This is a genomic window from Brachyspira innocens ATCC 29796 (assembly GCF_000384655.1).
Taxonomy (GTDB): Bacteria; Spirochaetota; Brachyspiria; order Brachyspirales; family Brachyspiraceae; genus Brachyspira; species Brachyspira innocens.
Genome location: NZ_ARQI01000070.1, coordinates 1 through 15,746, shown reverse-complemented (window position 1 = coordinate 15,746; position 15,746 = coordinate 1). Strand labels below are relative to the sequence as shown.

The 15,746-nt window shown below is 25.8% G+C and carries 15 protein-coding genes and 1 pseudogene; 11 read left to right on the top strand and 5 right to left on the bottom strand.

Annotated elements, in window-relative coordinates:
- Nucleotides 1-215: 215 nt before the first annotated feature.
- Complete coding sequence (locus F811_RS15945) at nt 216-812, bottom strand: hypothetical protein (protein ID WP_026364318.1); 597 nt, start codon at nt 810-812, stop codon at nt 216-218.
- Nucleotides 813-989: 177 nt separating this feature from the next.
- On the opposite strand from F811_RS15945, the gene F811_RS0102075 reads away from it, so the two are divergent.
- Nucleotides 990-2,042, top strand: a complete 1,053-nt coding sequence (locus tag F811_RS0102075; protein ID WP_020003638.1) for a DegT/DnrJ/EryC1/StrS family aminotransferase — start codon at nt 990-992, stop codon at nt 2,040-2,042.
- Nucleotides 2,043-2,044: 2 nt separating this feature from the next.
- Here F811_RS0102075 and F811_RS0102070 read toward each other — a convergent pair whose 3' ends face one another.
- Entirely contained in the window at nt 2,045-3,103 is a 1,059-nt protein-coding gene (locus tag F811_RS0102070) for a DNA adenine methylase (protein ID WP_020003637.1), read from the bottom strand.
- Nucleotides 3,103-4,248: an EVE domain-containing protein gene (locus tag F811_RS0102065; RefSeq protein WP_020003636.1), complete on the bottom strand. Its 1,146-nt coding sequence runs from the start codon at nt 4,246-4,248 to the stop codon at nt 3,103-3,105. The genes F811_RS0102070 and F811_RS0102065 overlap by 1 nt, the downstream gene beginning before the upstream one ends.
- Nucleotides 4,249-4,434: 186 nt before the next feature.
- Between F811_RS0102065 and F811_RS0102060 the strand changes: the two genes are divergently transcribed.
- Complete coding sequence (locus F811_RS0102060; protein ID WP_020003635.1) at nt 4,435-5,556, top strand: hypothetical protein; 1,122 nt, start codon at nt 4,435-4,437, stop codon at nt 5,554-5,556.
- Nucleotides 5,557-6,002: 446 nt separating this feature from the next.
- Complete coding sequence (locus F811_RS0102055) at nt 6,003-6,752, top strand: SDR family oxidoreductase (RefSeq protein WP_020003634.1); 750 nt, start codon at nt 6,003-6,005, stop codon at nt 6,750-6,752.
- Between the two features lie 3 nt (nt 6,753-6,755).
- Here the strand turns inward: F811_RS0102055 and F811_RS0102050 are convergent, their stop codons facing one another.
- Nucleotides 6,756-7,943: a hypothetical protein gene (locus tag F811_RS0102050; RefSeq protein WP_020003633.1), complete on the bottom strand. Its 1,188-nt coding sequence runs from the start codon at nt 7,941-7,943 to the stop codon at nt 6,756-6,758.
- 152 nt (nt 7,944-8,095) lie between these two features.
- Here F811_RS0102050 and F811_RS0102045 point away from each other — a divergent pair, with 152 nt between their 5' ends.
- Complete coding sequence (locus tag F811_RS0102045) at nt 8,096-8,938, top strand: D-glycero-alpha-D-manno-heptose-1,7-bisphosphate 7-phosphatase (protein ID WP_020003632.1); 843 nt, start codon at nt 8,096-8,098, stop codon at nt 8,936-8,938.
- Here the strand turns inward: F811_RS0102045 and F811_RS0102040 are convergent.
- Nucleotides 8,935-9,693, bottom strand: coding sequence for a formate/nitrite transporter family protein (locus tag F811_RS0102040; protein ID WP_020003631.1), 759 nt, complete (start codon nt 9,691-9,693; stop codon nt 8,935-8,937). The genes F811_RS0102045 and F811_RS0102040 overlap by 4 nt on opposite strands.
- A gap of 239 nt (nt 9,694-9,932) precedes the next feature.
- On the opposite strand from F811_RS0102040, the gene F811_RS0102035 reads away from it, so the two are divergent.
- From F811_RS0102035 to F811_RS15420, 7 genes and pseudogenes are all read left to right on the top strand, one after another.
- A complete protein-coding gene (locus tag F811_RS0102035) occupies nt 9,933-11,318 on the top strand; it encodes a sodium-dependent transporter (protein WP_020003630.1) in 1,386 nt (461 codons plus the stop codon).
- A 121-nt stretch (nt 11,319-11,439) separates the two neighbouring features.
- Nucleotides 11,440-11,778, top strand: coding sequence for a cupin domain-containing protein (locus F811_RS0102030; protein ID WP_020003629.1), 339 nt, complete (start codon nt 11,440-11,442; stop codon nt 11,776-11,778).
- Nucleotides 11,779-11,946: 168 nt separating this feature from the next.
- The gene (locus tag F811_RS0102025) at nt 11,947-12,606 is read left to right on the top strand and encodes a hypothetical protein (protein ID WP_020003628.1); all 660 of its coding nucleotides are present in this window, start codon (nt 11,947-11,949) and stop codon (nt 12,604-12,606) included.
- Between the two features lie 25 nt (nt 12,607-12,631).
- Nucleotides 12,632-13,639 (top strand): calcium/sodium antiporter, encoded by a 1,008-nt coding sequence (locus tag F811_RS0102020; RefSeq protein ID WP_020003627.1) that lies wholly within the window; start codon nt 12,632-12,634, stop codon nt 13,637-13,639.
- 75 nt (nt 13,640-13,714) lie between these two features.
- The gene (locus F811_RS0102015; protein WP_020003626.1) at nt 13,715-14,524 is read left to right on the top strand and encodes a thioredoxin family protein; all 810 of its coding nucleotides are present in this window, start codon (nt 13,715-13,717) and stop codon (nt 14,522-14,524) included.
- A gap of 45 nt (nt 14,525-14,569) precedes the next feature.
- Nucleotides 14,570-15,394, top strand: coding sequence for a thioredoxin family protein (locus F811_RS0102010; RefSeq protein ID WP_020003625.1), 825 nt, complete (start codon nt 14,570-14,572; stop codon nt 15,392-15,394).
- A 143-nt stretch (nt 15,395-15,537) separates the two neighbouring features.
- Nucleotides 15,538-15,746: pseudogene (locus F811_RS15420) on the top strand (PD-(D/E)XK nuclease family transposase); the annotation flags it as partial.

The window sequence follows — 15,746 nt, the reverse complement described above, 5'->3', positions numbered from 1 at the left end:
AATTTTCCCTGTATCTGGCCCTTTTGAAAACATTAATTTAGTATTATAAAATCCATTATTAATTTCTGAAATTAGATAAGGAAGATACTCTAAAAATGATAAAAAAACTCCTAAAATCCAATATTTCAAATATTTAATTGTATTTCTATAAGTAAGAATTAAATAAAATATCATAGTAGGTACAACAGAAAAAAATGAAGCAAAATGTCCTTGTGCTATAATTGCCAATACTGGAAAAATAAAAATAGATGGTATAATAGCTTTTTTATCAAAGTTTCTACTATATATATATATATATATATATATTCATAAAGAAGAATAAAAAATATAAAACTAAAAATTAATGATATATTAGGATTCCAAAAATTTGTCATAGATTTTACTAAATAGCCATTAAGTAAAATAAGAGGAGACATAAAAGAACAAACAAAAAGTCCTAATCTTTTATAAAGCCAAAATAAAAACAATGATATGATAAAAAGACTAAAAAAATAATTTATAATCTTAGCTGCATATAGATTCTCATTACCAAATTTATAACATAAAATATAGAATATATAATAAGCTCCGCCCGGTACTCTTGGAGTTTTAAACTCATCTTCATAAGTATCAGACAATTCAAATCTAGTACTTGTTACTGGAAGTTCTTTTTTTTCATACCATATGTACATATCATAAAAATGCTGAAAATCATCGTAAGTACTTCTTATAGGAATTATACGAAATGATAATACAATATTAAGAACAAATGAAAAAATAATTATAAATATAAGCATTAATTTTATATAATTATTTTTAAGAAACTCTTTCATATATTTTTATCCGACAAATAATTCATTCTTAATATAATAACTAATATATAAAAAAATGCAATTAAAAAATATATAATAAAATTAAAGCTTTATTTATATAACTTTAATTTATAAATATTGAAAATAATATATTTTATGATATCATCATTTATAACATTATAATTACGGGGAAATAAATTGATTAGACATTCAAGACCTACTATAAGAAAAAAAGACTTAGAATCTGCTTTAAGAGTAATGATTAGCGATAACCTTGCAACAGGTGATATAATATACGAATTTGAAAGAACTTTCGCTAATTATTTTGGAAAAGGTTTTACTGCTATATTCGTTAATAGCGGAACATCGGCATTAGAGCTTATATTAAGACATCTTAATATAGGAGAAGGTGATGAAGTTATAATGTCTTCTTTTCTTAATGCCTCACCTCTTCAAGTGGTTACAAATCTAAAAGCAACACCCGTACTTATAGACATAGACGAAGACAGCTTTCAAATATCTATGGATAATGTTATAGAAGCTATTAATGAAAAAACAAAAGCTATTATAGTTTCTCATATGTTTGGCAACTGTGCTTTGATTGATGAGCTTGCCGATATAAAAGTACCTATTATAGAAGACGCTTCTCATAGTCTTGGGGGAAAATACAGAGATACTTTACTTGGAAGTTTTGGAGATTTTGCCTACTTCTCACTCTCTGCAACAAGAATGATTACTTCAGGCGGTGCTGGAGGTATGATACTTACAAAGAAAAAGGGAATGGACGCTGTAAGAGATATAATACATTATGACAAAAAAGATAATTTTATTAAAAGATTCAATTACTGTGCAACCGACCTTCAGGCTTCTATCGGTATAGAAGAGCTTAAACATCTTGAGAGAATGGTTGAAGTAAGGGCAGATATTGCTTCATTTTATGATAATGCAATACTTGAAAGTAATTTGATGAAATTATCTACTCATGATAGTGAAAGCCCTTCATATTATAGATATGTATGCATGCTAAACGGAAATATGAATATATACGATGTTATAAAAATGTTTGAGCGTCATAATGTAGAAGCTGCAAGACCTGTATTTAAGCCTCTGCATCAGTATCTTAATTTACCTAATGAAAATTATCCGAATACTGAAAATGCATATTTAAAAAGCATATCGCTTCCTATATACCCTACACTACAAAAAAGTGAGGCAGAGCTTATATGCAAATTAATAAAACAGATAAGATAATATTATTTTACAATACAGTAATGAAGATATTCAAAAGTTGATGATGCTGAATTATTTCTTTTGCTGTCAGCTTTAAATCTGTTATACTCTTTGACAAATACTCCATATTCGCCCTTATTTGACATTATAGTTTTTATATCCTCTAATGATAATAAACCCTCGTTATTATAGCTTACAAATATATATTTGGACTTTGCTTTATTTATTAAATCTTCAAATATATTATAAACATCATTTTTACTGCAGTATAAAGATTTTATTCTGTCATTTCTAAGACCTGTTTTGCCTTTTATCTCTGGATTATCATATTTTGCTATTGTTTCAAGCATATGATAATTATCAGAATACTGTCTTCTATTATAAGGCGGGTCAATATATAAAATATCCGTATCAATAGTTTCAATTAATTCATTGGCATCTTTATTATATACTTTATGCTCTATATCATTAATAAAAAAATTTGCTGGATAATAATTAAAAGTTTTTGAAGCAGTATTTTTTATTTTTTTTAAAAATGCTCCATACACAGATGCAGTATTGGCACATTTATCTATATTTTCAAGAAGACTTGTAAGAAGAAAATAATACTCATTTTCATTAATCTTATTATTTTGAAACCACTCTTCTATTTTCATTCTAATAGCATCGCATTTTAAAGCATTTTCATCTGAAAAATATATTCTTTGATACTCTTTATTTTTAGTTCCTCCAAAAGAATAATTATTATAAATAAATCCCTCTTTATAAGGTATATTATTTAAATATTCACATACAATTAAATGTTTTTCTTTAATATCAGCACATTTTAAATCTTCTATCTCATCATTAAGATTTTTAAAATATAAATATTTATGATTTTCTATATAATGCTTATTTATAACATAACTATAATACTGAATATCATTAGATATAATAGAAAAGTTTTTAGATTTAAAATATCTTCCCACAATACCAGTACCTGCAAATAAATCACAGAATACAGTGCAGTTTTTATCTATTACAGAATTAATAGATTTATATAAAAAATCTAATAATGATAATTTACTTCCTATATAGTTCATTAATATTTAACCTCTTTAAATTCAATTCCTTTTTTAATACTAAATTCTACATACCCAACATCAAAACAATTCTTATCTGTTATCTTATTAAATTTCTTTAATGCATTTAATAATCTATTTAATTCATCATCATTTTTTATATATTTACCTATTATTATAGGTTTTATTAAACTAATTCTATTTGGTATGTAATATTGAGAAATCCAATTTATATATCTTTCTAATTGTTTTGTAATTTTTTTATAATCTATTTCTTCATCTTTCAATTCTATAGGAATAATAATCCTTTTAGTATTATCATTTTTATTAATTAACGAAATCATTATATCTATACGCTGCATACCAACACCACAAGAAACTTCATTTCCTATCCATTCTATTACGTAATTTTCAATATATTCTTTTGGTAATATATTATATAAAAAATCATTGTCATTAATTAAATGTTGTAATATATAAGATTGAAGATGTACTTCAAATGCCAATCTTTTATTATATTTATATAATAATCTATCTATTATATCTATTGATTCTCTTTTTCCTAAATATTGTTTCATATCACAATTGACTATATTTCCTTCATAAAAAGTAAAACCCGAATTATTATCTAAAAAATTATTATTATTTTTATTCCTAATTAGAAAAAACAATCTTTCTGTTTCATAAATGGTAATCATTGTATTGCCTCTATTACCCTTTAATTTTCTGTATATTAGTGACCATAACATTTGATGAGGAGATTGTATACTTTTAATATCGTCTAAAGCCTCCCATTCTGTAACTCCTTCAGGATATATTTCATATGGCTCTATTAATGCTCTAAATGTTAATTTTTTATTCAAACAACTAAATAAATACTCTCCTTTATTATCTATAAAAGGTAAACTTGATATTTTAAATATACCATAAAACTTACCTTCTCTATCATCTTTTTGCTGTAAATAAAATATAACATAATCTCCAATTTTAACTCTACTCAAATCAGCTAACATTGATACAAGAAGTCTTTCTGTAGATGGCTTTTCTGTGGCTTCAGGATTATTCAAAATATAATCATTATCTTTTGAACCTGTACCTATAAATAAATATTCCAAATGATATTTAAATGTATTATCATCTACTATCAATACATGAGTTGTAGCCATAAAAAATTCCTTATGATATAATAGTCATATAATATATAATAATCATATAACAGTCAAGTAATAATAAAAATTATAATATTTTTTTATATCACTTGACAATATTATTATAAATTTTATAATCCAGCTATAACAAAAAATACTGTATAAATTATACTTGTTTCATAAAATAAATAAGGAGCAGAACATATGCTTGAACATAAATGTGATAAATGCGGAATAGAATTGGGTTATAAAGGTTTATGCTTCAAATGTAAGGCAGAAGAAGAAAGAAATAAAACTCTTGCTTTAACTGATGATGAGATAAAAGAAATAATAAGCAAATATGTAAAAGATTTAAAAGAAAAAGATGTTGATAAAGAATTATTAAATGGTATTTACATTTATGATTTGATTGCATATAGAAATATTGACTTAAAAGATATAGCTAAAAAAGCATTAGAAAAGAAAATTTATTATCCAGAAGTATTTTATTATAAAGCCAGTGAAGAAATAAGAGATGAACTTATAAAAAGAATAAAAGCAACTAAAGATTATTCTGAAGGAGCTAATTTATTATCATGTTTGGCTATGCAGGGAGATGATGTTGCACTTGACTGCTTATACGATTTTGAAATGAATCCAAGAGAATGGAGAAAAAAACTTTATGTTGATCCTTCTATATATGCGGAGTGTGCAGGATGGACTTTTGATAAAGATAAAAAAAGACAGATTCTTAATTTTGATAAATGTTATTATTTAGAAAAGGCTAAAAACAAAGAAGAAAAAGATGAAAGCCCTATTATAATAGCTTCATTGAGAGATGATAATTGTCCAGAATGCGGATGCAGAAACATTGACATTGCTATTATTGACGGCAGAGATGAAAGACTTAAATTTATAGGGGTTGATGGCATAATAAAGGCTTCATGTTGTCCTAACTGTGTAACTTATAATACTACTTATTCAAAATATGATTTAAAAGGAGGAAGCGAAATACTTACTTTTGATAAGGAGTCCGAAAATTATTATCCTGCTGAAGAAAACTATATAGAAGAAGAGCTTATAAATATGCAAAACAATAATTATATACTTTCAAAACATGAAGTGCCTTTATTTTATGGGGCATTCGATGATACTTTAAATACGATAGGCGGATTTGCCAATTGGGTTCAGGATTGGGAGTATATGAAATGTCCAAACTGTGGCAAAAAGATGAGATATTTAATGCAGATTCATTGGGATAGTATTGATAATTGCTCAGAGGGCACTTTGTTTATAGAGATATGTACTGACTGCTCTATTACAGCAATGTTTCATCAGCAAACTTGATTTTTGACTTTTAAGAATCGTTTTTAGTATATACCTAAACAATTTTATTTTGTCAATTAATGCACATTATACATAATTATCAACTTTTTCCCGCCGCAAAAAGTTGCAAAAAGTGCAATTATTATAACTTTATATTTTAGATATATGTATTAAATGTATTGTAATACCTGAAATTTAGGCTACATCTTGCCTACGGCACGCAGAGCAAGGCGTACAGCGTATAGTCCTGATGAAAGCGGGCTTTGCCTTATAGCACGCCATACCTAACGGTACTTCATTCGGTCGCATACGGACATGCGTCTAAAAGAACTGTGGGACTGAGTAGCACACAGTGTGGTCACTCTGTGTACTTCGTAAGGGCAAAGCCCCATATATTAAAAAAATGTAACTTCATTTTTGACAAATTATAGTTATTTAGATATATTTAAAATAAAAAGGAAATTAAAATGAAAAATAAAGTATGCGTTATAACAGGTGCTTCAAACGGCATAGGAAAAGAAACTGCATTGCTATTTGCTGAAAAAGGATGCGATATAGCTTTCATTGATAAAGATAATGAAAACGGAAATAAACTATGTATACAAATAAAATCACTAGGAAGAGAATGCCTATTTATAAATGATAATATAGACAATGAAAAATCTATAAAATCATTCACTGACAAAGTAATAGAAAAATTCGGAAATATAGATTATTTAATAAATAATGCCTGCTATTCAAATAAAGGACTTTTAAGTAGTTGCAGTTATGATGATTTTTTGGAAATACTAAAAATAGGAGCAGCTGCCCCTTATGAGATTACAAAAAACTTCATTAATCATTTTAATGAAAAATCATGCATTATAAATATAGCTTCAACAAGAGCATTTATGTCGCAAAAAGACAGCGAAAGCTACAGTGCCGCAAAAGGTGCAATTATAGCTTTAACTCATGCTATGGCAGTAAGTTTATCTCATAAAGTGCGTGTAAACTCGATTAGCCCGGGCTGGATAAATACCGATGAAAATGCAAAGTTCAGCAAAGAAGATATACTTCAGCATCCAAGTGCAAAAGTAGGAAATACTTATGATATTGCAAGTACTGCTTGGTTTATTGGCAACAATGATTTTATAAATGCAGAAAATATTACTGTAGACGGCGGTATGACAAAACTTATGATATATCATAATGATGAAGGCTGGCAATTAAATATATAAAACTTAATTAATATAAATAATAGGCATTACAAAACATACAAATAAAGAAAATATAAAATAAACATAAACAAATATAATAGGTTTACTATTTATAACAATGTTTAATGTATTATTATCTTCTCTGTTTTGAAATGAGTTTATAAAAGATTTAATAGTATTTAGAGAAATAAATATTAAATGTATGAAAAATATTATATTTAAAATTATTAAAGTTAATTTATTTGGAGTAAGCCCATAATTAACTATTCTGTATATAGATGCTGTCATAGTTAATATATCAAAAACTAATGCAAATATTGGGAGTATTACATACATTGCCTTTGTAAATATATTTGTTTTTTTATCCATTCTCACAAACTGTAAATTCATTACAGTAAATGCCAAAAGAATATTATATATTATGTAAACTAATCTATTACTGTATGGTCTTGATTCATAGGGAAGCATAAAAAATATCATTATAAATAAAGCAAATAAATTGATAACTAAAAATGCCCTTGAAACATATACTGATATAACAGACTTAGTTTTTACATATATTAAATAGGCTATAAATGGAACAAAACCATATAAAAATATAAATAGGCATATCACTAATTTAGCTATCATAAATCCAATGTCTGAAGAAGATGCAAATAATGATACAACAGAAAAACCTACTACAATAAGCACATTAAATAATATAAATAAAACTGTACTGCTTGCTGCATTAATTATTATAAACCATAAAAATATATCCCCAAATACAGTAAAAAAATCTGCAATTTTATCAGTATTTAAAGCATCGAATGAATTATATGAAAGCATTATAAGTATAAAAAATATTATATTAAAAAATACTGCCCTATTAAGTAATATCTGATAATCTGGAGAATTTACAGGCGGCATATATACATAATTGAAAGAAATATTTGAAAAAACTGCTATAAGACTTATAAGTAAAAATGATAAAAATGTGATTGAAATAACTTTTTTATTTATGGAATTAATATGAAAAAGAATAGTAAAACAAAATAAATAAAATCCAATGAATAAATGGCTATTTAAAAATATTGGAAATATATAACTTCTATCCATATTTGATAATGTTAGTATATAAATAGACAAAGGAATAGTTGATAATACAGATATAAGCAAATATTTTAATACTTTTATAAATTTATCATTATTATTAATTGCAATTTTATTCATTAAAAAAATCTCCGTAAATTCGCATAAATAATATATACCATAAATAAAAAAAATCAATTATGATATCAGGACATATTTGTATATATTTATTGATAAAAACTATATTTTATATTAAACTATATTTTATTGTTGATTTTTGGATTTTACACACTATGAATAATAATAATAATAATATAGAAAATTTCTTTATAAACTTCTATAATACTTTAGAAAAAAACGCTCTCTTAATAGCATTAGACTTTAATACAGACAATGATAATAAACTATACACAATAGACAAAAACTATAAAGTAATAAGAAACGATATAACTAATCCTTTATCTGGATATTCATTCAATAACTTTGCCGTTTATAATAATAAAATATATAAATATGATAGTTCCGCTTCAGATATTAAGATAAAAATAGAAAATGCATTCAATAAAAATAAATTATACGGTATTCCAGCATATTTTGCAGATAACACTAAAAAAATTAACAAAGCATTATTTTTAGATAGAGACGGCGTATTAATGCATGATGTAGGATATATAGGAACTACTGACAGGGTAAAAATAAAAAAAGAGTTTATAGATGTAGTAAAATATGCAAACAAAAAAGGCTATATAACAATAGTAACAACCAATCAGGCAGGTGTGTCATACAATTATTATACAAATGAAGACGTTAATAAAGTACATAATTATATTTATGAAGAATATAAAAAGTGCGGTGCCCTAATAGATGATTTTTATTATTGTCCTTATCATATTAAAGGTCATGTTAAACCATATAATATATTATCTGTACTTAGAAAACCAGAGGCGGGAATGCATCTTATTGCATCAAAAAAATATAATATAGATTTAACTTCATCTTTTATGATAGGAGACAGAGACAGCGACATTATAAAAATACCGTATCTTAAAACTTTATTAATAGAAACAGATGTTTATGAAATAGAAAATAAAAGCAATATAGTAAAAATAGAAGATATATACAATATACTTATTTAATTTTTTGCTATAATATTATAAGGCAGAGCTATTAAAAATACACCGCCTATAATATTGCCTATTGTAACAAATAATAAATTATAAAAATATCCGTATATGGTGAGATTAGGCTCAGAATTTGTTAATAATCCTACAGCCATAATAGTCATGTTCGCTATGCTGTGTTCGTATCCGCTTGTTATAAAAGCAAATAAACACCAAAATATCATTATTAGTTTTCCGCTGTCAGACTTGCATCTGAAACTGCACCAAACTGCCAAACATACCAAAGTATTGCATAATATTCCTCTAAATAATAATGTATGAGGACTTAAAGTCATTTTTGTTAAAGAGGTATTCGCTATAAAACTTCCTATATCTCCTCCTGCAAGACCAGTTAAATAAAATAAAACAGATACCAATACAGCACCTATTAAATTGCCTATATAACTTACAATCCAAACTTTAATAAGATTAGTTAATGATGTTTTTTTATTTAAAACTCCTATAGTCATAATCAAGTTATTACCAGTAAATAATTCAGCACCTGCAATTATTACAGAGCTTAAAGCTATACCGAAAGATACCCCCATTATTATTTTAGTACCCTTAAAATCACCAAGTAATCCGCCTATAGAAAATATAAGAAGTATTCCAAGACCTACATATATCCCAGCAAGCATTGAAGATACAAAATATCCTAAAATATTATTATTAATCAAATTCGATTTTGATATTGAAGCATTGCATACAGCATTTAATTCATCTTTATACATAGAATACCCCTGATAATATTCTTAAAAAATGTGTTAATTAAATTTTTACTTTATAGTTTCGTCAATAGCATTAAGATTTTTTATAAGTAATATAAAATATTTTTTACAAAATGAATTATTTTTATTTATTTTATTAAATAATTGTTTATTATTAAAAATATAAAGTAATTTTTATTTATAAGTTTTATTAATTTATAATATATAGTATAATTTTCATAAAAAATCGGAGCGTATAGTATATGAAAGAAAGAGAAAAACTAGGAAGCAGATTCGGCTTTATACTGGTATCTGCAGGCTGTGCTGTTGGAATGGGTAATGTTTGGAGATTTCCATATATCACTGGACAATACGGAGGGGGTGCTTTTGTAATACTATACATTATATCTATAATTATTTTGGGTGTTGCTCCTATGGTAATGGAATTTGCTGTGGGAAGAGCTGGAGGACATGATATAGCAACATCTTTTGAAAGATTAGAGAAAAAAGGTCATAATTGGCATAAAATAGGATATATACAGATACTTGGAAATGTCATACTTATGCTCTTTTATACTACTATATGCGGATGGTGCTTATCATATTTTTATTTTATGCTTTCTGGAAAATTTGAAAATCTTAATGCTAATGAAGTAGGAAATTTTTTTAATAGTGTTTTAGCGAGTGCCCCTACTTTAACATTATGGATGGGTATTAGTCTTCTTATTGGTATTATTATCTGTTCTTTTGGCTTAGAGAAAGGAGTTGAAAGGGCAAGTAAGTTTATGATGATATCTCTATTTGGGCTTTTAATACTTCTTATAATACGTTCACTTACTTTAAAAGGTGCTGTTGAAGGTTTAAAATTTTATTTAGTTCCAGATTTAAATAAATTATTTGGAAACGGTTTAACAGGTTTTATAGGAATTTTTTATGCAGCTATTGGTCAGGCATTTTTTTCTTTAAGTGTAGGACAAGGAGGAATGGCAATATTTGGAAGCTATATAGACAAAAAACAATCCCTTACAGGAGAGGCATTAATAATAATAGCATTAGATACAATAGTAGCCTTATTTGCAGGTCTTGTAGTTTTCCCAGCCTGTTTTGCTTTTAATGTAAATCCGGGAGAAGGTGCTGGGCTTGCTTTTGTTACACTGCCTAATATATTTAACTCTATGCCTTTAGGAAGATTATGGGGAGCTTTATTTTTCTTATTTTTGGCTATGGCAGCTCTTACAACTATAATAGGAGTATTAGAAAATATATATTCTTTTATTATGGATAAATTTAAACTTACAAGAAAAAAAACTTCTGTTATTTTATTTATATCATTATTTATATTAAGTCTTCCTACAACATTAGGTTTTAACATATTATCAAATATTAATCCTTTAGGAGAAAATACTGTTATAATGGATTTGCTTGATTTTATAGTAAGCAATAATATTCTTCCTTTAGGTGCTTTGGTAACATTATTTTTCTGTACAAGAGATTTCGGCTGGGGCTTTGAAAATTTTATAAAAGAAGCAAATACTGGAGAGGGCATTAAATTCCCTCGTCAATTAAGGTTTTATATAAGTTATATACTTCCTTTTATAGTGCTTGCAATATTTTTATATGAGTATATTAATAAGTTTTTCTTAAAATAATAAATATTAATTTAAAATTATTTTATAAAAAATTATATATTGTTGCTATGGCAACTGATTTTTATATATAAATGTTAGATAATATAAACAAAGCTAAATGAGAATTATAAAAGGAGAATAAATGCAAAAATTCATTGATAATATAGATTATAAAAAAGTTACAGCATTAAAAGACTTGGCAGAAATAAAACCTAATTCTATATCAGCATTATCATTAGTTGATAGAAAAAGTTTAGTAATAAAAATAGTATCTGCGGATAAATCATTAGAAATACCTACACACTCAAGCACAGGAGATGTTTTAGTTACTGTACTTGAAGGTAAAGCAGAAATAACAATTGACGGAGAAAAATTTGAAGTTTCATCTGAAAAGTCAATAACAATTCCAGCCAATGCTCCGCATTCTTTAAAGGCTATAGAGGCTTTTAAAGTATTAGTTATGCAGATAAAATCCGAATAACCCTAAATAAATTCATAATTGCGGCATGGGATATTTTTCTCATGCCGTTATTTTTTATACTGTAAAATAATAAAAAATATTCATTAATTATTGTAAAGACTGTTTAAATTTAATAAAAATAATATATATTATTAGTAATATACATATTATTTTTATAGGAATGAAATTATGGGAAAAATAAAAAATGTTTTCACAATGGCAATCTTGCATCTTATCAATAGTTTAACGAGCTTCTCTTTAAGACTTTTGCCTGTTTTTATAATAGTTCTTGTATTATTAAAACTCTCAAAAGTATTGATTGATCTAAATTGGTATGCGGTATTAAGTATAGTATTGTTAGAGGTAATACTTATAATATTTTCTATTTCTTTTAATGCTGTATTTTTCAAAAAACAGAAAGATAATAAAAATGAAAGCACAGAAAATCAAAACAATGCAAATAATGATAATAATGAAAGCACTGAAATAGCAGTAAAAGAAAATAAACTTCCTATATTAAATGTTGCTGTTGCTTTTTTTGCTTTTTTAGGAATAATATTTGTAATATTAAAATTATTCAAAGCAGTTACTTGGAATTGGGTATGGGTATTATCTCCATTATGGCTTTCAACTGCATTGGTGATATTAATATTGATTATATGTATTATAGTGTTTATTGTATCAGCTTTAAGCAAAAAAAATAAAACAGATAATATTGATAATAACTCATCAGAAACAACAGAAAATAATAATGCAGAAAATAAAGTTAATAACAGTGAAGAAAAAACAGATAATGAAATAAATAATAATGAAATTTCTGATGATAACAAAACAGATAATAATAAATAATATAAATAAAAATACGGATTAATTTATGGAAAATATTTTATTAAACATAGTTTTTACGGCTGCTGGTATATTATTATTGTATCTGGGCGGAACATATATTGTAGACGGCAGCGTTATGGTGGCAAACAGATTAAAAATACCGCCTATAGTTATAGGGCTTACAGTGGTTGCTATGGGTACATCTATGCCAGAGCTTTTTGTAAGTTTATTTGGAGCTTTGAGAGGAGAGAGTGCAATTGCTGTTGGTAATGTTATAGGAAGTAATATATTTAATGTGGTATTTGTACTTGGTGTTTCTGCTTTATTTATGAATATGTCTGCTGGAAAGAAGTCGTATTATGTTTCTATGATCTCTATGTTCATAATGTATATAGCTTTAGGATTAATGCTTTTTAATATAGAGACAAAAAGATTAAGCGGGGATAAAATATCTATAGTAGAAGGTATTATACTTTTAATTTTATTATGCATATACGTTTATTATCTATATAGTGTAATATCAAAAGATAAAGATGAATTAGCAGCTTTTGAAAAAGAGGTATCATCATCAACTAAAACACATTCTATATCAAGGGCTATATTTAAAATAATAATTGCAATATTAGCACTTGCATTTGGTTCTGATGTATTTATTAAAGGAGTTACTGGAATATTTAGAAATTTCTTAAGCGAACATATAATAGGTTTTATAGTTGTAGCTGTAGGAACGAGCATACCAGAACTTGTTACAAGTGTTATAGCGGCTATAAAGAAAGAAGCTGATATATCTATAGGAAATATAGTAGGAAGCAATATATTTAATGTTGGCGGCGTTTTAGGTATATCATCTATGGCTTCATTAAAATTCGGTGGTATAATATTAAGCAATACTCAGGATTATTTAATGGACTTCTCTATTATGGTATTTGCTGGGCTTTTGCTTCTTTTATTTACAATTAAAGGAAAAAGTTTAGGAAAAGTTAAAGGAATAATATTTTTAATTATATATATATCATATGTAGCATATTTGCTTAAAACTACATCCGTATCTTAATAATAATTAAAAAGGATTGTTTACTTTTATAGTTTTTAATTGTTTTATTATTAAAACATATTTTAAGGAAACATGATGAATAAACTATACATGATAATACTGTGTTTTATTATGCTTGTATCATGCTCTAATAAAATAAATTGGGAAAATGATTTTGATAAGGCTATAGAAAAATCAAAATCTGAAAATAAGCCAATAATGATGGATATTTATACCGATTGGTGCGGTGCATGCAAGGAAATGGATAAAACTACATTTAAAAATAAAGAAGTATCAGATTATACTACAAATTTCATAACATTAAAATTTAATCCAGAAAAATCAAGCAATGGAGATGATTTTTTAAAAAAATACAATATACCCGGATTTCCTACAATGCTTTTTATGAACAGTGATGGTTTTGTTATAAAAAGAATAATCGGGTATATAGAAAGTGATGAATTAATAAATGAAATGAAAGGCATAAAACAAAAAGAAGAAAATATAAAAAATGCTTTCAAAGATGAAACACCTAGCATAGAAAAACTTGATATATATATAGATTCGGGATATGCTAAAGAGGCTTCAGATATGTACGATATTCTAATTAAAGAAAATAAAATACCTGAAGATAATATAACTAAATACATGTCAAAAATTGCTGTTATGCTTTTAGATAATGATGATTATGAAAATGGTATGAGATATTTTAATGAAATCATTGATAAATATAATAATCAAAAGGAAGTTTATATAGCACATTACTATAAAGCACTTGATATGATAGTTAATAATGGGCAAACTAATGAAGGAATAAAATATATAGAAAATCTTACTAATGAAGTGCCTGAAGATATAAAAGAACAATATATAAATTTAATAGATTATTTTAATTTAAGCGAATAATATTAAAAAATATTTAATAATAAAATTAATAAACGGAGTCTAATTATGAATAAAAAAATATTAGTTGTATTAATAACTGTATTATCTGTTATAGCCTGCTCTAAAGCTAATGCTGAAATAAAATGGGAGAAAGATTTAGCTTCTGCAATGAAGAAAGCAAAAGAAAAAAATCTTCCAATAATGATAGATGTTTATACTGATTGGTGTACTTGGTGTAAGGAGCTTGATAAAAATACTTATGCCAATAAAGAAGTTATAGATATGGCTAAAAAAATGGTATCTGTAAAATTAAATCCAGAAACTTCAAAAGAAGGTGCTGAGATAGCTCAGAGATACGGAGTTCAGGGTTTTCCTACAATATTATTTATAAGTGCTGATGGTTTTGTATTAGAAAACATAGGCGGATATGTTGAAGGAGAAAAGTTTGTACCTTATATGAAAAATGCTATAGAAAAGCTAAACAAAATTAATATAGTTTTAGCAAGTAAAGAACCTAGTTTGGAAAAGCTTGATTTGTATTTAGAATCTGGAAACGAAGAAGAGGCAAAAAAAATATATGATGTCTTAATGGATAGAAAAGCTATATCTAATGAAGCTATGGCTAAATATTTGCTTGGTTTCGGACTTATAAGGGCACAGAAAAGAGATTATGAAAAAGCAAATGAGTATTTTGATAATATAATAAAAAATTATCCTAAATCAGAAGAAGTTTATGTGGCTCATTATTATAAAGTTGTAATTATGGCATTGGCTGGAGAAAAAGACGAACCTAAAAAATATTTAGAAAAATTGATTGATGACCGTAAAGTTCCTGCTAATATGAAAGCTCAGTACGAGAGCTTGCTTTCTTATATTAATGAAAAAAATTAATTGATTGTTTGATTTTTAATATTTTTTAAATAGAGATGTTTTTTATAAAGCATCTCTTTTTTAAACATAAAATTATACTTTAGCATTTCTAAATTAGTTAATCAAACTTTGACAATTTATTCTTATTTTAGTATAATATATTTATGAAAAATAAATTAAATACTAAACAAATAAAATATTTTAATCCTTTGAATGATTATTTTATAAGATATCTATTTACTGATAAGGGAAGCAGCGAAAATATACTTTTGGACTTTATCAATTCTATAATGATTAATGCCAATATGAAGACCTTTCGCTCTGTAGAAATACTAACACCGTTCAACTTGAAAAAAAATAAAAATTTGAAAGA